Source organism: Vreelandella maris, from assembly GCF_013371085.1.
GTDB lineage: Bacteria > Pseudomonadota > Gammaproteobacteria > Pseudomonadales > Halomonadaceae > Vreelandella > Vreelandella maris.
The window spans coordinates 16,612-39,127 of the sequence record NZ_JABWCV010000030.1; the positions used below are offsets into that span (position 1 = coordinate 16,612).

At 53.6% G+C, this 22,516-nt stretch carries 18 protein-coding genes; 2 read left to right on the forward strand and 16 right to left on the reverse strand.

Annotated features, from left to right (window positions below; all coding sequences use genetic code 11):
* Window positions 1–242 precede the first annotated feature (242 nt).
* Entirely contained in the window at window positions 243–2,975 is a 2,733-nt protein-coding gene (acnA, locus tag HUO07_RS18800; RefSeq protein WP_176304781.1) for an aconitate hydratase AcnA, read from the forward strand.
* 54 nt (window positions 2,976–3,029) lie between these two features.
* Here the strand turns inward: acnA and HUO07_RS18805 are convergent, their stop codons facing one another.
* The 16 genes from HUO07_RS18805 to rpsT all read right to left on the reverse strand — a co-directional run bounded on the left by HUO07_RS18805 (window position 3,030) and on the right by rpsT (window position 20,269).
* Window positions 3,030–4,709 carry an NAD-dependent malic enzyme gene (locus tag HUO07_RS18805; RefSeq protein ID WP_281362676.1) on the reverse strand — a complete coding sequence of 560 codons (1,680 nt, stop codon included), beginning with the start codon at window positions 4,707–4,709 and terminating at the stop codon, window positions 3,030–3,032.
* A 190-nt stretch (window positions 4,710–4,899) separates the two neighbouring features.
* Window positions 4,900–6,111, reverse strand: a complete 1,212-nt coding sequence (locus HUO07_RS18810) for a YeeE/YedE family protein (protein ID WP_176304783.1) — start codon at window positions 6,109–6,111, stop codon at window positions 4,900–4,902.
* Window positions 6,112–6,266: 155 nt separating this feature from the next.
* Window positions 6,267–7,280 (reverse strand): AI-2E family transporter, encoded by a 1,014-nt coding sequence (locus tag HUO07_RS18815; RefSeq protein WP_176304784.1) that lies wholly within the window; start codon window positions 7,278–7,280, stop codon window positions 6,267–6,269.
* A gap of 292 nt (window positions 7,281–7,572) precedes the next feature.
* On the reverse strand, window positions 7,573–8,595 hold the full coding sequence (locus HUO07_RS18820) for a tryptophan--tRNA ligase (protein WP_176304785.1): 1,023 nt from the start codon (window positions 8,593–8,595) through the stop codon (window positions 7,573–7,575).
* A gap of 71 nt (window positions 8,596–8,666) precedes the next feature.
* Window positions 8,667–10,295 (reverse strand): pilus assembly PilX family protein, encoded by a 1,629-nt coding sequence (locus HUO07_RS18825; protein WP_176304786.1) that lies wholly within the window; start codon window positions 10,293–10,295, stop codon window positions 8,667–8,669.
* Window positions 10,292–10,777: a PilW family protein gene (locus HUO07_RS18830; RefSeq protein ID WP_176304787.1), complete on the reverse strand. Its 486-nt coding sequence runs from the start codon at window positions 10,775–10,777 to the stop codon at window positions 10,292–10,294. The genes HUO07_RS18825 and HUO07_RS18830 overlap by 4 nt, the downstream gene beginning before the upstream one ends.
* Window positions 10,774–11,208 carry a type IV pilus modification protein PilV gene (gene pilV / locus HUO07_RS18835; RefSeq protein ID WP_176304788.1) on the reverse strand — a complete coding sequence of 145 codons (435 nt, stop codon included), beginning with the start codon at window positions 11,206–11,208 and terminating at the stop codon, window positions 10,774–10,776. Before pilV ends, HUO07_RS18830 begins: the two co-directional genes overlap by 4 nt.
* A complete protein-coding gene (locus tag HUO07_RS18840) occupies window positions 11,205–11,792 on the reverse strand; it encodes a GspH/FimT family pseudopilin (RefSeq protein ID WP_176304789.1) in 588 nt (195 codons plus the stop codon). The genes pilV and HUO07_RS18840 overlap by 4 nt, the downstream gene beginning before the upstream one ends.
* Window positions 11,779–12,204, reverse strand: a complete 426-nt coding sequence (locus HUO07_RS22065; protein ID WP_176304790.1) for a type IV pilin protein — start codon at window positions 12,202–12,204, stop codon at window positions 11,779–11,781. Before HUO07_RS22065 ends, HUO07_RS18840 begins: the two co-directional genes overlap by 14 nt.
* A gap of 51 nt (window positions 12,205–12,255) precedes the next feature.
* Window positions 12,256–13,236 carry a 4-hydroxy-3-methylbut-2-enyl diphosphate reductase gene (gene ispH, locus HUO07_RS18850; protein WP_176304791.1) on the reverse strand — a complete coding sequence of 327 codons (981 nt, stop codon included), beginning with the start codon at window positions 13,234–13,236 and terminating at the stop codon, window positions 12,256–12,258.
* 30 nt (window positions 13,237–13,266) lie between these two features.
* Window positions 13,267–13,713, reverse strand: a complete 447-nt coding sequence (fkpB, locus tag HUO07_RS18855; RefSeq protein ID WP_176304792.1) for an FKBP-type peptidyl-prolyl cis-trans isomerase — start codon at window positions 13,711–13,713, stop codon at window positions 13,267–13,269.
* A gap of 88 nt (window positions 13,714–13,801) precedes the next feature.
* A complete protein-coding gene (gene lspA / locus HUO07_RS18860; RefSeq protein ID WP_101146639.1) occupies window positions 13,802–14,299 on the reverse strand; it encodes a signal peptidase II in 498 nt (165 codons plus the stop codon).
* A 55-nt stretch (window positions 14,300–14,354) separates the two neighbouring features.
* Complete coding sequence (gene ileS, locus HUO07_RS18865; RefSeq protein WP_246286842.1) at window positions 14,355–17,210, reverse strand: isoleucine--tRNA ligase; 2,856 nt, start codon at window positions 17,208–17,210, stop codon at window positions 14,355–14,357.
* Window positions 17,194–18,231, reverse strand: coding sequence for a bifunctional riboflavin kinase/FAD synthetase (gene ribF, locus HUO07_RS18870; protein ID WP_176304793.1), 1,038 nt, complete (start codon window positions 18,229–18,231; stop codon window positions 17,194–17,196). Before ribF ends, ileS begins: the two co-directional genes overlap by 17 nt.
* Window positions 18,232–18,295: 64 nt before the next feature.
* The gene (gene murJ / locus HUO07_RS18875) at window positions 18,296–19,879 is read right to left on the reverse strand and encodes a murein biosynthesis integral membrane protein MurJ (protein ID WP_176304794.1); all 1,584 of its coding nucleotides are present in this window, start codon (window positions 19,877–19,879) and stop codon (window positions 18,296–18,298) included.
* A gap of 123 nt (window positions 19,880–20,002) precedes the next feature.
* Window positions 20,003–20,269, reverse strand: coding sequence for a 30S ribosomal protein S20 (gene rpsT / locus HUO07_RS18880; RefSeq protein ID WP_008959243.1), 267 nt, complete (start codon window positions 20,267–20,269; stop codon window positions 20,003–20,005).
* Between the two features lie 887 nt (window positions 20,270–21,156).
* Between rpsT and HUO07_RS18885 the strand changes: the two genes are divergently transcribed.
* Window positions 21,157–22,464 carry a diguanylate cyclase domain-containing protein gene (locus tag HUO07_RS18885; RefSeq protein ID WP_176304795.1) on the forward strand — a complete coding sequence of 436 codons (1,308 nt, stop codon included), beginning with the start codon at window positions 21,157–21,159 and terminating at the stop codon, window positions 22,462–22,464.
* The last annotated feature ends 52 nt before the right edge of the window (window positions 22,465–22,516 follow it).

Genomic DNA, 22,516 nt, shown 5'->3' on the forward strand with positions numbered 1-22,516 from the left:
CTGGGTAAAAGCTTTATAAAAAATTAGGCACAGAGTCTGCCTGAAATGGTGCCAAGTACAAGCTATTGCAAGGTTTCATCTACGCTATTAGGCGAAGAAACCTTGAAAGAGACGATGCAAACACCCATGTGTTATTACTAAATCACGCCATACTGGGGTAAGCCATACTAGGGTAATCAATACGACAGGAAGATCGTGACCGTCACGCTGAGGGCAACACTCAGCAATCAGAGGAGAAACCCATGAGCAAGACACCCGATACGCTAAGCACCTTAGAGGTGGGCAGTAAAACGTACCACTATTACAGCCTACCCAAAGCGGCAGAGGCACTGGGCAGCATTGACCGGCTTCCCAAGACGCTCAAAATCCTACTCGAAAATCAGCTGCGCTTCGGCGATGACGAAAGTGTGGCTGAAGAAGACATGCAGGCCCTGGTCGACTGGCAGGAAGAAGGTTATTCCAGCCGTGAAATAGGCTACCGGCCGGCACGTGTCTTAATGCAAGATTTCACCGGCGTCCCTGGCGTGGTGGATTTAGCCTCTATGCGCGCTGCTGTCGAAAGCCTTGGCGAAGACCCAGCCAAGATCAACCCGCTATCACCGGTCGACCTGGTCATTGACCACTCGGTAATGGTCGACAAATTTGGTAACCCCGCCGCGTTCCAAGAGAACGTGGATATCGAAATGCAGCGCAACCGTGAACGCTATGAGTTTCTGCGTTGGGGTCAGCAGGCATTCGATAACTTTAGCGTAGTACCGCCTGGCACCGGCATTTGCCACCAAGTCAACCTGGAGTATCTAGGCAGAGCGGTATGGACCAAAGACGAAGACGGCAAGACCTTCGCCTACCCCGACACGCTCGTGGGCACTGACTCCCACACCACCATGATCAACGGCCTGGGCGTACTTGGCTGGGGTGTGGGCGGTATCGAAGCCGAAGCAGCCATGCTCGGTCAGCCGGTATCAATGCTAATCCCCGAAGTCATCGGTTTTAAATTGACGGGCAAACTACGCGAAGGCATTACCGCCACTGACTTAGTACTAACCGTTACCGAAATGCTGCGTAAAAAAGGCGTGGTAGGAAAATTTGTTGAGTTCTACGGCGACGGCTTGAAAGACCTGCCCCTGGCGGATCGCGCGACGATTGCCAATATGGCACCTGAGTATGGTGCTACCTGCGGTTTCTTCCCGGTAGACGATGAAACCCTGAACTATATGCGCCTAACCGGGCGTGAAGATGAGCAAATTGCACTGGTTGAAGCCTATAGCAAAGCCCAAGGGCTGTGGCGCGAACCCAGCGATGAGCCGATCTTCACCGATGCGCTGGAACTGGACATGACCGAGGTCGAAGCCAGTCTGGCTGGCCCCAAACGCCCGCAAGACCGTGTCGCTCTACAGGATATGGCGGCAGCCTTCGACAAGTTTATGCAGCAAGACGTCAAAGCAGATTCAACCGCTAAAGGGAAACTCTCCTCTGAAGGCGGTCAAACCGCGGTCGGTGTGGAACGCAGCTTTGAACACGACACTAGCCAAGCCGTTAAACTTAATGACCAGGACTTTAGCCTCGACCCTGGCGCGGTGGTAATTGCGGCCATTACGTCGTGTACTAACACCTCCAACCCCAGCGTGATGATGGCAGCGGGCTTGCTGGCCCGTAAAGCACGCGAAAAAGGCCTAACCACTCAGCCTTGGGTGAAGACATCATTGGCCCCTGGCTCCAAAGTCGTCACCGATTATTTGGAAGCCGCTGGGTTAAACGACGACCTGGATGCACTGGGTTTCAACCTGGTCGGCTACGGCTGCACTACCTGTATCGGTAATTCCGGCCCCCTACCTGACGAGATTGAGCAAGCCATTAACGATGGTGACCTTGCCGTCGCTTCGGTGCTGTCTGGTAACCGGAACTTCGAAGGCCGGGTTCACCCGTTGGTTAAAACCAACTGGCTGGCCTCGCCGCCCCTGGTGGTCGCCTACGCCCTGGCCGGCAATGTTCAGCGTGACCTCACCAAGGAACCTGTTGACAAAGACAGCAGCGGCGAGCCTGTCTATCTCAAAGACATTTGGCCCACTCAAGCAGAAATCGCCAGCGCCGTTGAGAAGGTCAATACCGCGATGTTCCGTAAAGAGTACGGCGCGGTGTTTGAGGGTGACGACGTCTGGAAAGCGATCGACGTTTCAGAGAGCAAGGTCTACCAGTGGCCTGAATCGACCTACATTCAGCACCCGCCCTTCTTTGAAGGCATGGGCCGCGAGCCGGATGCCATCGAAGATGTGCACAACGCTCGTGTTCTAGCGATGCTAGGCGACTCGGTGACCACCGACCATATCTCCCCGGCGGGCGCCATCAAGCCCGACAGCCCGGCTGGCCGCTACCTGCAAGAGCACGGCGTTAAGCCGGTCGACTTCAACTCCTACGGTTCACGCCGGGGTAACCATGAAGTCATGATGCGCGGCACCTTTGCCAACGTGCGGATCAAAAATGAGATGCTCGATGGCGTTGTCGGTGGTGAAACACGCCATGTGCCCAGTGGCGAACAGATGGCTATTTATGACGCGGCCATGAAGTACAAAGAGGAAGGCAAGCCGCTGGTCGTGATTGCCGGGAAAGAGTACGGCACCGGCTCTTCACGGGATTGGGCAGCCAAAGGCACACGCTTGCTGGGCGTTCGCGCGGTGATCGCCGAATCCTTTGAGCGCATCCACCGCTCTAACCTGATCGGCATGGGCGTTGTACCGCTACAGTTTGCCGAGGGGGAAAGCCGCCAAACGTTAGGATTAACGGGCGATGAAGAAATTTCGATTGCCGGTTTAAGCGATTTGACGCCGGGTGGCACCGTCAAAGTCGTGATCAAAAATGCCGACGGGGAACGTAGCGTTGATGCCAAGTGCCGAATTGACACGGTAAACGAGCTGGCTTACTACCGCCACGGTGGTATCCTTCACTACGTGCTGCGCAAGATGATCGGCGCAGCCTAAGGGTAAAACCTACCAATGCTTGCAGCCCCCACCTCGGTGGGGGCTTTTTTTTGTTTAGAATGCGCGGCGGCGATAGGTGCGGTAATCCGGCGACCAGGACGCCTTTTCAATCAACTCACGCAGCGTCGTGCCGCTGGTTTTCAGCGCCACGCCGTTCTGCTGCGCCTGCGCAGCGACTTCAAAGGCAATCGACTTACTGATATCGCGAATACGCGATAGAGGTGGCAGCAGCGCGCCTTTGCCCTCTTTGACCAACGGTGCTTCACGGGCCAGCGCCCGAGAGGCGCTCATCAGCATCTCATCGGTGACTCGGTTGGCACTGGCGGCAATGACCCCTAAACCTATACCTGGGAAGATATAGGCGTTGTTGCACTGGGCGATCGGGTAAGTGCGGCCGTTGTAAACCACCGGCGCGAAGGGGCTACCGGTGGCTACCAGCGCTTGACCATCGGTCCAGCGGATAACATCTTCCGGCACCGCCTCTGCTTGCGAGGTCGGGTTGGAGAGCGGCATGATCACCGGATGCTCACAGCCCGCGTGCATAGTGCGAACAACTTGCTCGGTGAAGATGCCACGCTGACCACACACACCAATCAATACCGTTGGTTTGATCTGCGCAATCGTCTCCTCCAGTCCTTGGCCATTCCAGCCAACCACCAAGGAGGGGTCGTGGGCCAGGCGTCGCTGGAAGTCGCGCTGCCACGCTTGATCGCTGGTCATTAAACCGTCCCGATCAACAATAAAAATGCGGGCGCGGGCTTCGCTCTCGGTCAAGCCTTCGGCTTCCATGGCCACCACCACCTGCTCGGCGATGCCACAACCTGCCGATCCCCCACCGACAAACACCACACGCTGCTGAGCAATGGTTTCTTCGCGCGCTTGGCAAGCCGCCATCAAAGTACCGACCACCACCGACGCGGTGCCCTGTACATCGTCGTTAAAGCAGCACAGTTCATTACGATAACGCTCAAGCAGCGGCACCGCATTGGCCTGGGCAAAGTCTTCAAATTGCAGCAGCACGTTAGGCCAACGGCGCTTCACGGCGGCAATAAACTCCGCCATGAAAGCATCGTACTCTTCCTGCCCTACCCGCTCGTGGCGCCAACCCATGTACATGGGGTCATCCAGCAGCGCTTTGTTGTTGGTACCCACATCGATCATGATCGGCAGCGTGTAGGCAGGGCTGATGCCACCACAGGCGGTATACAGTGCCAGTTTACCAATCGGAATTCCCATGCCCCCGATTCCCTGGTCACCCAGCCCCAAAATCCGCTCACCATCCGTCACCACGATGACCTTGACGTTATCTTTCGTGGCGCTGCGCAGGATGTCATCCATATGCTCGCGGTCAGGGTAGCTAATAAACAGACCACGGTGGTTGCGATAAATATTGGAGAATTCCTGACATGCCTGACCGACCGTGGGGGTATAGATAATCGGCAGCATCTCTTCAAGGTGCTGAGACACCAAACGGAAATAGAGCGTTTCGTTGTCATCTTGAATGGCGCGCAGATGGATGTGTTTCTCAAGGTCACTATGGCACTGCTGGTACTGGCGATAGACCCGCTCCAGCTGATCCTCAATGGTTTCCACCTTTTGCGGCAGCAAGCCAATCAGGTTAAACGCTAGGCGCTCCTGTTGAGTAAACGCGCTGCCTTTGTTCAATAGCGGCATTTCGAGCAGAGAAGGACCGGCGTAAGGAAGGTATAAGGGGCGTTTACTCTGGGTAGTCATAAGCATTCTCTTTTTATGTCAATCACTGCTGCAATGCAGCAACATCGGGCGTTTGCGGCGTTTGGGCTTAATGTAACATGCTCCTGCTACAAAGGTAGAAGAGAGCGACGTTGTTAACATAAAAACGCCCCGGTTGAATAAGCTTCAAACCAGGGCGTCATCTAACTATTTTAGTGCTTTTAAACTAGTTTTAGCTGGTTTTAGCGGTGGGTTTGCGGCCTTCTACGCCGCTAAAAAAGAAAGGCCTTAACTTAACACCCAGCATGTTGCCCGCGAACGCAGCCACCAACCATACCCAGCCATGCAGGCTGCCAGACGCAATGCCGCTGAAGTAGGCGCCGATATTGCAGCCATACGCCAAGCGGGCGCCATACCCCAACAGGAGGCCACCAACGATTGCCGCCAGAAGAGATTTCAATGGAATCTTGAAGTTAGGCGCAAAGCGACCGGCCAAGCTGGCGGCGGCAAGTGCCCCCAGCATTATGCCTACGTTCATTACCGTGGTTATATCGCTCCATACGCTGGCTTCAAGGGCCGCCGCATTCCCCGGCGCTTGCCAATAGCCCCATTGGCTTACATCGCCACCAACGAGCGCATAGCTCTTTGCACCCCACAGTGCGAACGCAGAGGTAATTCCCCATGGGCGGCCAGCCAATGCCAAGGTGACAAAATTCAGCAACGCCAACGCCACGGCACCCGCCACCAGTGGCCAAGGCCCTGTCAGCCACCGCTCAGCACCCTGTTTATTGACGGCAGGCGCCTGCTCTAACTGACCATGGCGGCGCTTCTCCATCACCCAGGTGAAAGCAGCAATCGCAGCAAACAGCACCAGACTAATCGCAACCCCGCCGCTTACCCCAGCCACGTTGACCAACGATACCGGCTGAAAGGCCGGCAAACTCTGCCACCAGGCAAAATGCGCCGAACCAATCACCGAGCCGACAATAAAGAACACCAAGGTGATCAACATACGTGCGTTACCACCGCCCGCGGTAAAAAGCGTACCAGAAGCACAACCACCGCCTAACTGCATGCCCAACCCGAATAAGAACGCCCCCACCAGCACGGAGATACCGATAGGCGCGACAAAGCCCGACACTTCATTACCAAACAGCGTGCCCGCTCCCAACGCAGGGAAAAACAGCACCACCGCAATCGCCAGCATCACCATCTGGGCACGCAAGCCGCGCCCTCGCCGTTCGGTAATAAATACCCGCCACGCCGAGGTAAAGCCAAAGGCAGCATGATAAAGCACCATGCCAAACAGCCCACCGACAATCATCAACAGGCCCGTATTGGCCTCAAACACTACTCCTATAAGCAACGCGCCAAGCACAATCGCCGCTGTGGCGATGAGCGGCACGCGGTAACTCTGCGGCGCAGCAACCGTCGTTGTAGACATACATTCACCTTTATCAATGCCAAAAGCGCCTGTTCACGAACAGGCGCTTCCAGACAGAATGGATCCAGTTAATACGGATAATGATGACAAGCTTAACGCTGCTAATAATCGGCGTACAATTATTTGTGCAGCTGTATTTACGACAATTAACATATTTACTGGCTTTCTTCCTCTCGAGTGACGTATAGCCTGTTCACCAACACAAACGCCACCACCGTCAGCGGTGCGGCCAAAATCAGGCCGGCTAAACCAAACAGAGTACTGGCCGCAAACAGCGAAAAAAGCAGCATGGCGGGGGGCAAGTGAACAGCGCGCTGCTGTACCAGCGGCTGTAAAATATTGCCCTCTATCTGCTGAATAATCGTATACGCAATCAGCACAAACAGCGTGGTTTGAGGGCTCACCGTGAAGGCAAGCAACAACGCAGGAATAGCGGCAATCAGAGGCCCCACCAGAGGCACAAAATCCAATAGCCCAGCCACTAACCCCAAGCCAAGCGGCGCTGGCACGCCTAACAGCCACATGCTGACACCCACTAAAAGCCCAGTGACCACCATGGCCACTAACTGCCCGCCAAGCCAATAGCGAAGCGCCTTACCGCTCTCATCCAGCGCTTCACCCAAACGTGGGCGGCTTTTAATGGGCGCGAGTAGCAATAAACCACGGCGATAAAGACCCGGCTGTGCAGCAAAATAAACCATGCCAACGATAAGCGCGAAAAAGCTGACAACACTGCCCCCCATGGAGACCACCATCATCCCAACTTGCGAAATGCCATTTCCAAATAAATCTCTCGCCCGCCCAGCCGCGTCATCAAGCAGGGGCGCTAGCTGCGACCCTTCAAGCCTTTCCTGAAGCTGTTCCCATGCCTCAGGCAATAGAACAGCCAGTGACTCCAACTCAGCAGACACCTGCGCGCCAAATGCCCAACTAACTAAGCCTAGCGACAGGGTTAGCGTAATAATCACCGTTAACAGTGCCAGCCACCGGGGCACGCCTAGCCTCAAAAGTGGCGTCATACCCGTTTGCAATATACAGGCGCCCACCACTGCGCCAAAAATCAGGATCAGTAGTCCAACAAGCTTCCAAAGCATTAACGCGACGACCGCCAGCGTTAAGGCTATTAATGCACATTCCGTAAACGACTGATGTCGATACCTTGACCGCATACAATATTCCCTTTGTGGATGCGTTGCTTTTGCGAAGCTAAATACGTATCTGAGAAATACATAGCCTACGTGATAAGCACTATAGGCCATCAGCACAACCATGCTCATGCACAACCATGCTCATTTAGTTAATGACTGACGCCACCGATTGAAGGCTGAGCTATCACTAACAGCCTAGTTAGCAGCAAAGCGCGAGGCCCGAAACAAACGAAGCCCTTTCCAAGCGGAAGGGGCTTCGTCGTTACTGCTAGATGACTAACAGGTCACTACGGTGAATGGCAGTGTTCAGATATTAAACAAACCGCCCCAGGCCAACGGCAGCACGTAAGCGATCTATCGTTACTGCCGCTTCTTCGCGCGCCCGCTCTGCGCCTTTCTGAAGTACCGCTTCAATATGAGCGGGATCTTCCATTAACGCGTTATAGCGTTCACGGGGCGCGCTTAAGTGAGCGTTCAAGTACTCAAACACTTGGTTTTTCGCATCACCCCAGCCAATGCCTGCAGCATACTGCTCGCGGAGGCTGGCGGTCTCTTGCGCCGTCGCAAAAGCGGAGTAAATTTGGAACAGCGTGCAGGTGTCTGGATCTTTCGGCTCACCGGGTTCCAGTGAGTTGGTCTTGATCTTACGTACCAGCTTTTGCAGCTTTTTCTCAGGAGCAAAGAGCGGAATCGTATTATCATAGCTTTTGGACATCTTGCGCCCATCCAAACCATTCAGAAGCTGCGTTTTCTCGTCAACGACGGCTTCTGGGAGGACAAAATGCTGGCCCTTATAGAGATGATTAAAGCGCCCGGCGATATCACGGGCCATTTCGATATGCTGAATTTGGTCACGCCCCACCGGTACTTTATTGGCGTTGAACATCAATATATCGGCCGCCATCAGCACGGGGTAACCAAACAGCCCCATGGTGATGCCTTTATCTGGGTCTTGGTTTTCCGCCTCTTCGTTCTCAGCCACCGCCGCTTTGTAGGCATGGGCGCGGTTCATCAAACCCTTGGCGCATACGCAAGAGAGCATCCAGGTGAGCTCAGGGATTTCTGGTATATCCGACTGGCGATAGAAAATCGCGTTATCAGTATCCAACCCAAGTGCCAGCCATGTGGCAGCAATTTCCAGGCGAGATTCCTGTACGCGCTTGGGGTCTGGGCACTTGATAAGCGCGTGGTAATCAGCCAAAAAATAAAACGACTGAACGTTGGGATCCTGGCTTGCCTCAATGGCGGGCTTGATCGCCCCAACGTAGTTACCTAAATGGGGAGTGCCGGTGGTGGTGATACCGGTGAGGACGCGGGTTTTGTTAGACGCTTGCATATGATATGCAGATCCTTCAGGGTGTAAAAAGGCCTAACATACCATAGGTGCTAATCGACATATATTCTCGATCATCGCCATTGCCAATTAAAACCATTGCCGCTCTCACCGGCTGTCTCTGTTTCAATGGCTTGGCTATCTGCGACCACATTTTCTTCGTTATAAATTATTCGGCTGTCATTAAGCGCATCAATTTCCTGTGCCCAAATACTACCTGTCACACGGCTCGAATTTATTGACACCTTCCCGCCGGGCGCATAGATATTACCTACCAAGTGACTGCCACTGTTGACGGCGACTGCATCGCCCACCCCCGAGTAACTGGAGTTGATCGTTAGCGGCGGTGCGCCGGCTCGTGTTGGTTTTGTATCACCTAATTGGAAATTAGACCCTAGCTCCGTTTTCCCTTTCACAAAAAGCTCAAGGTGAGCATTGTCTTCGACCACTAAGCCATTTCTTCCACCACCGCTAACATTAAACTCACCTTCTACCACCATTCGAAGCTGAGCAGGATTTGCTTGGCTATCGCTTTCAAGTCCCGAGACAATGAAGGTAGGGTTACCCGTTAACGTTAAATTATTGACAACAATAGTGTTGTCAATAACTTGAGAGTGCTCAGTCCAGCCAACCTGACTGCTATCACATGAAACATAGTTATTATTGCAAATATTAAAACCCAATAAGCCCCGGAAAAAGTTTACGAAAAAGTTCAAAATGCATGGTAAATCAAAAAAACGACATTGACTAAACACCGGCGACCCGGACGAGCGAGTTTCTTCATCATAAAAAAATAATCCTTCAGGCGTTAATGACCATTGCCTTCTTTTATCAGTACCCATTTTTATGTTGCCAACGCTATCACCGTATTGCTGTTTAAGATTCTCAACTTCAACACTCAAGCCTTGAGAATCTAGGTAAAGATCGCAACGTTGGGGCGAGCTTTTCGTTATCACCTCTTCTCCCCAGACCCTAGTCCCTCCCCCATGAATAATAGCGCCTTGAGCATATGCATTACCTGTAATGACCGAAGAGCCAGTTAATATAATATCCCGTTGAGATCGCACATTACCGTAAGCGTCAGCATCTCCGTCTAACGTAATGCGATCACCTTGCTCACTGCCTAAATTATAGAGAAGATTGTAAGTTTGTGAGTCAGCCGAAATAAATCCTGCGGGATCTTGTGAACATACTGTGTCGTTAGAGCTACAGCTAGCAGCCAACGAGCTTCCATTGAGTAGGACTTGCCGACATGCCAAGAAGGGCGAACGAAAGTTCTGCGCAGCTCCTGATGCATTGAAAGTAATCACTGTAGGTGCTTTAGCGCCCGCCTGCGCTCCCCATGCTTCTAACGTAATTTGGTCGCCGCTGCGAGACACATTCACTATCAGGTTGCTATCAGCTTCACTCAGACGATTGCCCGAAAGAGCTATTAATTCATCTTCGCTAAGGGTTTTGCTCTCTCCATCATCTAGATCAGCCAAGCTATTTTTTAAAAACTCGGTTAAGCTGTCATTGTTTTCATCACTGACAGCACCAGCTATAAAACCCTCACCACTCATTTGTGATTGAACGGACGCACGATAGTTGCCTGCCAACCGCTCATCAATCAATGCGCTCTGCATCCCTGACATGCCAAGCATCAGCGCACCAGAAAGCAGTGCCATCACAATCACTAATGCAGCGCCTTGCTGCTGTTTCATGGCGTTGCCCCTTGTGCAGTGATCACTTTGTTTCGCTCGGTGATGATGAAGACGATTTCATCGCAGCTAGCGTCGGCATTAACTCGGCAGTCGCCCACCGGTAGGGTGACTGTATGCGATACACCATCACTATTCGCTTCTGAAAGCGTGGGACAGTCTGCTTCATCGTCTACCCGGGCTAGGTCTACAACAGGCTGGTTCTCTGTCTGATTTTGCAGGACGCAGTAGTGATGCGTCTCGTTACCCGAACTCCGCTGATCGCCGGTAATGGCATAGTGCTCGAAATCTCCCTGGCGCCCATATTCAGTCAGGGCACTGACGGCAAAGACTAATGCCTCTTGCTTACGGCTGACTTTGTCAACGTTTTGGAAGGTTTGAAAAGTGGTCAAGAACAGCTGACCGGCCCCCAATATAATGACGGTGCCAATCGCCATCGCGACCATCAACTCGACTAAGGTGAAGCCACGTTGCGAATGCTTCATGGCGATTGCTCAACAAGTGGTAGGCGGAAGGTATAGTCAAGCAGATCGCTTTCATCCTCGCTGAGCATCAAGGTGACCGTGAACTGGCACTTGTCACCACTACTACTCAGCTCAATCTCGCTCTGTGCTTCAATAGTGTTGCGCAGTGGCGTGGCATCATCGCCGCCTTGAAACCAGTGTTCCCGCCATTCCGCCTGCACGGCAGAGGTGTTGATATTTTCACAGGTTTGGCCTGTTTCAAGTGCACCGAGCGTTGCCCATAACCGCTCCTGAGCATCTACGGCTGCCACGCTTGCTACCGAGCGCTGGTAACCCGCATTAGCACTTTGTAGCGCTTTCAGTTGCATGGCCGCCACGCCGATAAGGCCGATGGAGAGCACTAGCAGCGCGATCAGTGCTTCAATTAAGCTAAAGCCACGCTGGTGCGTCATTGCGCTGTCTCCTGCCTGCGAATACTGCCGGTGATATTGACGGCAAGCGTAACAGGCGCGATGTCATCGCGTTGCGGCGTTAGCGTAATCTGACAAGGAGCAGAAGAAGCCGCACGGCAATCTCCAATATCGGCATCGCCTAAACTTTGAAAGGTGAGCGAAAAGGCTTGATCAGGCGTGGTTATATTGGCCGATTGCCCTAACCGCAATATCTCATCGACTGCGTCACTTTTTACTACCCAGTAACACCAGTCTGAATAACGGTAGATGGTGCTAACTCCATTGCTATCACTTAACTCTTCAGCAACTTCGTTATTTCGACAAGATTTAGGGCGACGATTTGAAGTAGCGGCGTTAGGAGGTGAGAAGACTACTGTTGTATCACTGCGCTGCTTTATCGCCTCACTACGTGCAAAGCTCAGCACAGAAATTAGTTCGTTTACATCGCTCGCTAGTTGCTGGCGGGCAAGGAAGCCGGCAAACGCGGGAACCGCCATAATAGCGATGATCGACGCGATCATCAGCGTGACCAACAGCTCAATCAGGGTAAAGCCGCGCTGCCGTCTCTGATTACCAGCAGTCATTGGGCAACCTTGCGCCACTTGAACTTAGGGTAATATCGCCTTCGCAACCATCATTCTGAGTGGTACTTGCGGTCAGTAGGTATCCGCTACCACTAATACTTTCCTCAATCTCATAGTTGTTTTCGGGGGAGAATTCACTGATTGCGCAATCACTATAAGCATAAGTACGCGTATAGCAGCGCTCAAGCTCGGAAGCAGCCTGCAACAGGCCCGCATGGGCATCGGTTCGTACGGATTTTTGCACGTAGCGGGTATAGCTGGGGTAGGCAATGGAGGCGACAATACCGATGATCACCAGAACAATCATTAACTCAATAAGGGTAAAGCCGCGCTGGCCGTTATGGGAAAAACGGCCAGTGGAAGGATGAGTAACATAAGGCACGCGGCTTTGCTCCTGTATTAGTTGGCTCATACTGTTTCAGTATGTCGCAAACTAATACGCTTTGCATCACGAAACCTAAGATCAGCTGCTGGCAATCACCTTCTCACGTAACTCTTTTGGCATGGAAAAAGTAATGGTTTCTTCACGGCCTTGTAACTCTTCGGGTATAGCAGCGCCCATGGTTTGAAGCTTGCTAATTACGCCCTTAACCAGCACTTCAGGGGCACTGGCGCCAGCGGTGACGCCGATACGCGCTACATTTTCAAGCCACTGCGGGTCGATCTGATCGGCGTTATCGATCAAATAGGCAGGTGTACCCATACGCTCCGAAAGCTCCCGCAAGCGGTTCGAGTTTGAGCTATTGGGGCTACCAACCACTAATAACAAATCACTCTGGGCGGCTAGCTCACGCACAGCATCCTGGCGGTTTTGCGTGGCATAACAGATATCATCATTACGTGGGCCTTGAATCTCGGAAAACTTGTCACGCAGCGCATCAATCACTTTGGCGGTGTCATCCATTGAGAGCGTGGTTTGCGTTACGAAGGCAAGCTTGGAGGGATCACGTACTTCCAGGTTAGCAACGTCTTTTTCGTCCTCGACCAAGTAGATACGCCCGCCGTGGGAGGTATCGTAGCGCCCCATGGTGCCTTCGACTTCCGGGTGCCCTTCATGGCCGATCAAAATGCACTCCTGCCCACGTTTGGCGTAGCGCAGCACTTCCAGGTGCACCTTGGTCACTAGCGGGCAGGTGGCGTCAAATACCTTCAACCCCCGCCGCTCGGCATCGGCTTGCACCGCTCGGGAAACACCGTGGGCTGAGAAAATGACAATGACGTCATCCGGCACTTCATCCAGCTCTTCAACGAACACAGCACCACGATCCCGCAGTGTTTCGACCACAAAGCGGTTATGAACCACCTCGTGGCGCACATAAATGGGCGGGCCAAAGACATCCAGTGCGCGATTGACGATATCAATCGCACGATCCACACCGGCACAAAAGCCGCGCGGGTTGGCCAATTTAATTTCGATAGGCTGTGTTTGCTGCGTGCTTGTCATAAGAGCGCCTTGATGCGACGTAGCATCTGCTTAATGAGTGTTCACCGGCTTAACGTCCAGTACTTCTACTTCAAACGTAAGCGTGCGGCCTGCTAACGGGTGATTGAAATCCACCTCAATACGATCACCGTCAATGGTTTTGACCACGCCTGGCAATTCCGTTCCCGCTTTATCGGCAAACGACATCACCATGCCAATTTCCGGGGGCTCGTCACCAAAATCTGCCCGCTTCAGGGTCTGAATATTTTGCGGGTTATGCTGACCGAAAGCATGTTCTGGGGTGATCTGAAACGTCCCCTCTTGACCCGCGGCCATGCCTTTAATCGGATGCTCAAAACCGGGCGGCAGATTGCCATCGCCCACTGCGAAGGTAGCCGGTGCTTTATCTTTGGTGGAGTCTACCAAAGTGCCGTCTTCCAGCTTTAAGGTGAAGTGCAGCGTCACTTCCATGCCATCATCAATACGGTAGTCGCTCATTACCATCCTTACCTGTCTATAAATGACTTTAAGTGAATGTCTTCTCGTTAGGACAGACCGCTATTAACAGACCTTCATGGTCAGACCGTTATGAAACGTTCCCGTGCGCTTTTTTACGCCGCCGCTCACCCATGATCGATTCCCAGATTAAAGCGACCGCCCCCAGGGTAATCGCAATATCCGCCACATTAAACGCCGGGTAGTACCATCCGGCGGCGTGGAAGGAGAGAAAATCGACTACATAGCCATGTACCAAGCGGTCATAAAGATTCCCCAGCGCACCCCCGATAATCAACGGCAGCGCGATCGCCAACAGTTTTTCATCGTGTTTGATGCGTGTGAGCCAAATGGTTAAGCCTACCGTCGCGCCAATCGCAATAAGGGCGAAGAACCAGCGCTGCCAGCCGGGGTGAGTGGCTAAAAAGCTGAATGCCGCGCCGGTGTTGTGTAGCAGTGTCAGATTAAAGAACGGCAACACTTCCACCGGCTGAGCATAGCCGAGCTGGCTGCTGGCCACGTATTTCGTGGCCAAGTCCAACACAATCACTACCACCGCTAGCCACAGCCAACGCAACGGCCGCTGCATCGTCGGCCGCGCGCTGGCATCGCTAGACGTATTCGTATCAGGCGTATTTCCTTCTTTAAGCATAGTAACGAGTCTCACCGCTGCCTTCAGGGAGGTTGCTGATACAGCGGCCACATAGATCAGGGTGCTCGGCATGCGTGCCTACATCAGGGCGGTGGTGCCAGCAACGCTCGCACTTGTCGTTGTCGCTGGCTTTGACAGCCACTTTCAGACCCTCTAGATCCGTTGCTTCTGCATCGCCTGCATCAGCCAGGGGCTTAAGCGTGACTTCGCTGGTGAGCATGACAAAGCGCAGTTCATCGCCCAGTTTAGTCAGTGTCGCCTGAAGCTCGTCGCTCACGTATAGCGTGACCTCTGCCGCCAGGCTGCCCTTGATCACTTTGGCATTACGGGCGTCTTCCAGGCACTTATTGACCGAGTGCTTAACCTCCAGCACCTGCTCCCAGAACGCGCGGCCTAAATCAGCGTTATCGTCCAGGCTGCCCAGATCCGTATAGTAGGTCTCAAGCAACACGCTGTCGCCACGCTTGCCGGGGATGTTCTCGTGGATCTCTTCTGCGGTGAAGGAGAGAATCGGCGCGATCCAGCGGCTCAGTGCTTCCACTACGTGATAGAGCGCGGTTTGCGCACTGCGGCGTGCCAGTGAGTCGGTTTGCGTGGTGTATTGGCGGTCTTTGATAACATCTAAATAGAAGCCACCTAATTCCCGCGCGCAGAAACCGTGCACCTGCTGATACACATCCAGGAAGCGGTACTCTTCATAGGCTTTTTCGATCCGCGCTTGCAGCTGGTAAGCGCGATCCACTACCCACTGATCCAGTGCCAGCATATCGCCAAACGCTACTTGGTTTTTCTCTGGATCAAACCCGTTAAGGTTCGAAAGCAGAAAGCGCGCAGTGTTCCGAATCCGCCGATATACGTCTGACGTGCGCTTCAAAATCTCGTCGGAAACGGCCATTTCGCCAGAGTAATCGGTGGAGGCGACCCATAGGCGCAGAATATCACCGCCCAGCTTATCCATCACTTCCTGGGGCGCGACCACGTTACCCAGCGATTTGGACTGTTTGCGGCCCTGAGAATCGACGGTAAAGCCGTGGGTCAGCAGCTGACGATAAGGCGGATGACCGTCAATGGCCGAGCCTGTCAGCAGCGACGAGTGGAACCAACCACGGTGCTGGTCAGAGCCTTCCAGATAGAGATCCGCTCGCGGGCCGCTTTCATGGCCGTGCGGGTGCGAGCCACGCAATACGTGGCGGTGTGTGGTACCGGAGTCAAACCATACATCGAGTGTATCGGTGACTTTGTCGTAATCCGCCGCTTCCGCACCCAATAACTCAGCGGGGTCGAGCTTGAACCAAGCATCAATGCCTTCTAGCTCAACGCGCTTGGCCGCCTCTTCCATCATGCCAACGGTTCGCGGGTGCAGCTCACCGGTTTGCTTGTGTAAGAAGAACGGAATCGGCACGCCCCAGTTGCGCTGGCGGGAGATACACCAGTCCGGGCGGTTAGCAATCATGCTGTGCAGGCGCGCCTGCCCCCAGGCGGGCGTAAACGCCGTGGCCTCGATGCCTTCGAGGGCACGCTCGCGCAGCGTTTTGCCGTCTTTGCCTTTGATATCCATGCCCACAAACCACTGCGCCGTGGCCCGGTAGATCACCGGCGTTTTGTGGCGCCAGCAGTGCATATAGCTGTGTTTAATCGGAATATGCGCCATCAGCGCACCGACTTCGCGCAGTTTTTCGACGATCAGGGGGTTAGCCTTCCAAATCATCTGGCCGCCGAAGAACGGCAGGTCGTCAGCGTAAACGCCGTTGCCCTGCACCGGGTTAAGCATGTCATCGAACTCCATGCCATGCTCACGGCAGGTTAAAAAGTCATCCATGCCGTAAGAAGGAGCGGAGTGAACGATACCCGTGCTGCCGACTTCTGACTCGACGTACTCCGCCAAATAAACCGGCGAGAGACGATCATAAAACGGGTGACGGAAATTGATCAGATCAAGCTGTTTGCCTTGCGTCGTGGCAATCACTTCGCCTTGCAGGCCAAAGCGCTCTAGGCAGCTCTCCACCAACTCTTCCGCCAGCAGCAATAACCGCTCACCAGTATCAACCAGTGCGTAGGTGAACTCGGGGTGAACGTTCAACGCTTGGTTGGCCGGAATGGTCCAAGGCGTGGTGGTCCAAATCACTACCGCCGCTGGTTTAGCCAGTTCGCTTAAACCGAACGCGGCCGCCAGCTTGTCGGCGTCTTCCACCGGGAAGGCAACGTCGATGGCGTCAGACTTTTTATCCGCATACTCGACTTCGGCTTCCGCCAGCGCTGAGCCACAGTCAAAGCACCAGTTCACTGGCTTCAAGCCTTTAAATACGTAGCCCGCATCGACCATCTCGGCCAAGGCACGAATCTCGCCCGCTTCGTTGGCGAAATCCATGGTGCGGTAAGGGTGATCCCAATCGCCAATGATGCCCAAACGCACAAAGTCGGCCAACTGCGTTTCGATTTGCGCACCGGCGTATTCACGGCACAGCTCACGGGCGTGTTCCGGCGCCAAGTGCTTGCCATGGGTAGTTTCTACCTTGTGCTCAATGGGCAAACCGTGGCAGTCCCAACCCGGCACATAAGGAGCATCAAAACCGGCTAAATTCTTAGACTTAACGATGATATCTTTAAGAATTTTATTAACGGCGTGACCGATATGAATACTACCGTTGGCGTAAGGAGGGCCATCGTGCAGTACAAACAGCGGCGCACCTGCGCGCGCTTCACGCAGGCGCTGGTAAATGTTCATATCTTGCCACTGGGAAACCCGCCCTGGCTCCTGCTTTGGCAGCATGCCGCGCATGGGGAAGTCAGTTTCAGGCAAATTCAGCGTGTGCTTGTAATCCATAGTCCGGTCAGCCGTCGTTAGCATCAGCGGAATTTCCCGCCGAAGATGAATCAGAAGAAGCGGTCTCACGCCCAAGCGGGGCCGAGGCCAGCGGAAGAGAATAGTCGTGGTTGGCCACTGCCGCCGAAAAATAGTGGCGAGCACGGGCTTGGTCACGTTCAATTTGCGCTTTCAGCGCGTCAAGGCCGTCAAACTTGACCTCGCCCCGCAGTCGCGTACAGGGGTATACCGTCATACGTTGGCCGTAAAGATCACCGGAGAAATCGAACAGGTGCACCTCAAGAGTCGGCCGCTCTGAACCCACCGTCGGACGAAAGCCAACATTGGCAACGCCCTGGTGGCGTTTACCATCTTCAAGCTCAGCGACTACCGCAAACACGCCCCGCAGCGTTAACGGCTGGGGCAGCAGCGGCAAGTTGGCGGTGGGTACGCCAAGCGTGCGCCCCAACTGCTGGTCACGCACCACACGGCCATGCAATGAATAGGGGCGGCCCAGCAAACGCGCCGCGGCGGAAAAATTGCCGCTGGCCAGCAAGGTACGCACCCGCGTGCTGGACACCCGCTCGTCATCCACGGTAAACGTGCGCGTGTGCTCGACGCCAAACCCCTGCTCGCGCCCTACTTCCGCCAGCAGCGCAAAGTCACCGCGACGATCACAGCCAAAGCGGAAGTCATCACCCACCACCAAGTGCTTAACGCCGAGCCCATCAATCAATACCTGATCGATAAACTCGCGCCCCGTCAGGCTGCGCAGCGTATCGTTAAACGGCAGCACCAGCACTTGTTCCGCACCAAAATCACGCAGTAAACGCACTTTTTCACGCAGGCGGGTTAACCGCGGCGGTGCTTGGTCAACGGCAAAAAATTCGCGCGGCTGGGGCTCGAACACCACCACTGTCAGCGGCACACTCCAGCGTGCGGCATGTTCACGGCACTGCTGAAGAATGGCCTGATGGCCGCGATGCACACCATCGAAGTTACCGATCGTCGCAACGCAGCCACGATGAGCCGCTTTCAAGTTGTGCAGACCTCGAATGACGCGCATGGCACCTCAGCCGTTGGGAGGACAAAGCCTCAATTATAACGAACCCGCACGCCAGGGTGCAGCGTTATGAGTGCATTTTAAGATGACGGATGCGTAAACCTAATGCTGCCAGCCACGCGAAGTAGAGTGAACCGCCCATGACCACCAGCCCAGTCACCCAGCTTATCCGCTGCCACAGGCCAAAGGAGAGCCACGCTTGCCAATCCGGCGCCACAAAATAGAGTGCCGCACACATTAACCCACTGCCACCAATTAACTGTACCGAATAACGCTTCCAGCCCGACTGAAACACCAGCACACCCTGTTTATGCAGCAGATAACCCAGCAGGCCAGCGTTCAAGAAGGCTGACAGCGCGGTGGCCAACGCCAACCCGGCATGCGCCAGCGGCCAAATCAGCAGCAAGTTAAACACCATATTAGCGACCATGGCGAGAATGCCTACCTTTACCGGGGTTTTGGTGTCCTGACGGGCAAAAAAGCCCGGTGCCAATACTTTGATCAGCATAAAGGCTACTAAACCGAAGGCGTAAGCACGTAGGCTCATCGCCGCCATTTGGATGTCGTTGTCAGTCATCGCGCCGTAATGGAATAGCGTGATTAACAGCGGCTCGGCCAGCACCGCCAGCGCTAGCGCCGCGGGCAAGCCTAACAGCAACACAATGCGAATAGCCCAATCGAGCATCGCCGCAAAGTGCTCTTTGGACTGGTCAGCATGGCGCTTGGAAAGCGCTGGCAAAATCACCGTACCAATCGCCACCCCAAACACGCCTAGCGGCAGTTCTACCAACCGGTCAGAGTAATAAAGCCACGACACGCTACCCGCCGCTAGCAACGAAGCCAAGACCGTATCCAACAGCAGATTAATTTGCGATACCGACACCCCAAAAAGCGCAGGCCCCATCAATTTCAGTATGCGCCGTACGCCCTCGTGGGCAAAGTTTGGCCAGGGTGCGGGCATCAGCCCCAAGCGTAATAAAAACGGCACTTGAAAAACCAGCTGCGCAGCCCCGGCGATCAGCACGCCCCAGGCCAGCGCCATGGCGGGCTCTTCCATTAGCGGCATTAAGAACAGCGCCGCACCAATCAGCGAAAGATTAAGCAACACCGGGGTAAACGCGGGCACCGCAAAACGGTTCCAGGTATTCAGCACGCTGCCTGAAAAGGCAGTAAGCGAAATCAGCAATAAATAGGGAAACGTTAAGCGCAGCATATCCGCGGTCAGCGCCAGCTTTTCCGGCTCACTGCCAAACCCGGGGGCAAACACCCAAATCAACCACGGCGCGCAGAGCATTGCCATGGCAGTAATCAGCGCCAGCACTGCCGTTAAGCTACCCGCGGTCGCATTCAGTAGCGCACGTATCTCCTCCCGATTACGCTGGGTGGAGTACTCCGAAAGCACCGGCACGAAGGCTTGATTGAACGCCCCTTCAGCAAATAGACGGCGCAAAAAATTAGGGATCTTAAACGCCACGAAAAACGCATCAGCGCCATCTCCTGCCCCTAATAAGGTAGCAATCACCACATCGCGCGCCAGCCCCATCACCCTCGACAGCATCGTCATCGCACTGACGACGAGACCCGAGCGCATTAGCCCGCGGCGGACTATGGCGGTGTTTGAGGAAGTGTTGGGAGCTTTCTTCGCTGTCATAAGCTATCCACAAAAGCCATCCAGAAAAACTGTCTAGAATGACTGCCTAGAAAAACCATCTAGAAAAATCATTCAGACACAAAAAAACCGGCCGCAGCCGGTTTTTTTATGGCGCCTGCCGGCTTACGCCGCCAGTGCCTTAATACGCTTGTTCAAACGGCTCTTCAGGCGAGCTGCTTTCTTCTTAGACAGCACGTCTTTGTCTGCAATACGGTCAACAACCGGCTGCATGGCCTTGAACTCTTCCATTGCCTTAGCGTGGTCGCCGGTGCTGATCGCTTTCACTACACGCTTGATGTAGGTGCGGACCATGCTGCGCTGGCTGGATTTCAGGACGCGACGGTTCTCGGCCTGGCGGGCGCGCTTGCGAGCTTGCTTGCTGTTCGCCACAGGGTATCTCCTTGGAGAATAAAGGTTGCCGAAAAAACGGCAACGAAATTAAATATGTGTTTGTCGGCTGCGCTATGACAGCACGACGTTCCGCAACATGACACTTCTCTAACAACTAGCTGATCAGGTCTATAACAACCAGTTGATTTGGCAGGTTTTTCTCCCTACCAAAACGTATAACAGGCAGTTAAATCGAGCTGCCCATTCACGGGTCTGTCTGAGAGGATGGCATAGTCTATCACGCACCATGCGCGCTTGCTAGCCGTTGTCAATGGCCCTTGACCGAGAATCCCAAGGTCGATGGGGTGATTTATGGATTCAAGCATGGCTTATTTTTGCACGCCAATTAAATTTTTCTGTTTTTTTATATATTGAAAGAGACATGTTCCGTACAAAAAGCATCATTAAAAAAGATTAAAGGCAGACACAAAACAACCTTAGCGTTACACTCTGAAGAGAACCATCGTGCTAGTCAATTAAAACTAGAAAATCTAGTATTAAGCGCTTTCCAAACTTGCCTAGCTGCCTCCTTGAGCACCACGTTGATCGATTTGCAACCTTCAACCAGCTCCATAAAAACAAGCTAATACAATTAATTCTAAAGCTGCTGCATGGCACGCCTTAAAAAGCAGTCGCATCTTATTACTTTTTAAAGTGGGGAAAATGAAAAACATACGCGTTCAACATAGCTTACCGAGCTCAGCGCGGACCAAGTCAACACGGCTAACCGCATGGAATAGTTAAAATAGCGCGGCGTCCACTCAGTGGCCGCCGCTACCGAAGCTTTCGAGCCTACTCATTTGGGCAATGGTTAGCCAACGCCGCCAAAGCCAACGCCTATTTTATGACAAACTTGTGACACGGATTAACTTGTGAAAAGAGTCTTCATGGCAAACATTAAGGAGAGTATTGCAAACAATTATAACGTACAGGATGTACCTCACGCTTTGCAGGCGCGCCATCACGCGCTATTTACCCATCATCCCGATGCCATATTTGAGCTAAGCCTTGATGGCATTATCGAGCACTGTAATTCAGCAGCAGCGCATATCACCGGTATCGCCAATGAGCACTTAACCGGTAACGCTTTTTTTCAGTTGCTCCATATCGACGCTCTCGTAGAGGCAAAAGCTGCCTTTAACGCCACCTTAAAAGGGCAACATCAAAGCTATCAAGCGCTTAGCATCAACCGTCATCACCATGCGAGTCAGCTTGAAGTCACCCACGTGCCGATTATCGCCGATGAACGCATGATAGGCGTCTATGCGATTTGCCGTGATATTACTCAGCGCAAACAGGATGAAAGCGAGCTACGGCTGTTAAAACGGGGAATTGAAGCCAGCCCTAATGGTGTAGTGATGGCAGATGCCACCCAGCCCCACTTACCGCTGGTGTATGTAAACAGTGCGTTTACCGACATTACCGGTTACAGCGCTGAAGAAGCACTGGGCCGCAACTGCAGTTTTTTACAGGGCGAAGATTCCAACCCGGAAGCTGTTGAAGAGATTCGCCGCGGTGTCACTCAACATCAAGACGTGCAAGTACTGCTACGTAACTACCGCCGCGACGGCAGCCTGTTTTGGAACCAGTTATCGATTAGCCCCGTGTTTAGCGAAACGGGCGTATGTACGCATTTTATCGGCATACAACAAGACATTACACGCCAGCGAGAGCAGGAAGCGCGTATTGCTTATCAAGCAGCTCACGACCCGCTCACCGGGCTCCCAAATCTAGGGGCACTACAAACACGCCTGGAACATGCGCTCAAAACCTGTAAATCGCGGAGGCAGGAACTGGCACTGCTTTATATCGACTTAGACGACTTTAAGCCGATTAATGATGCGTTTGGCCATGGATTAGGAGACCAGTTACTTAAAACCGTGGCGCAACGCTTACTAGATACCGTGACAGCGGGCGTTAGTGTGGCACGCCTCTCTAGCGATGAGTTTGTGGTACTGCTAGCCCCTTACCAGAGCGAACAAGAAGTAATTGCCCTCACGAATCGTTTATTAGCGGCCCTTGCTCAGCCATTTACACTCTACCAACACTGCCTGCACATCAGCGCCAGTATTGGTATCGCCTCGAATAAAGGCAGTACCACCCAGGCGCATGACCTACTTCACCATGCTAGGTTCTGTCTGAAAAGTTGGCTCTCATGCATTGCTCAATGCAAGCCAGTGTCACCATGGCCTTGAAACTACTGGCCAGCTTGTCGTAACGCGTATTAAGCCGACGCTTTTCCTTCAA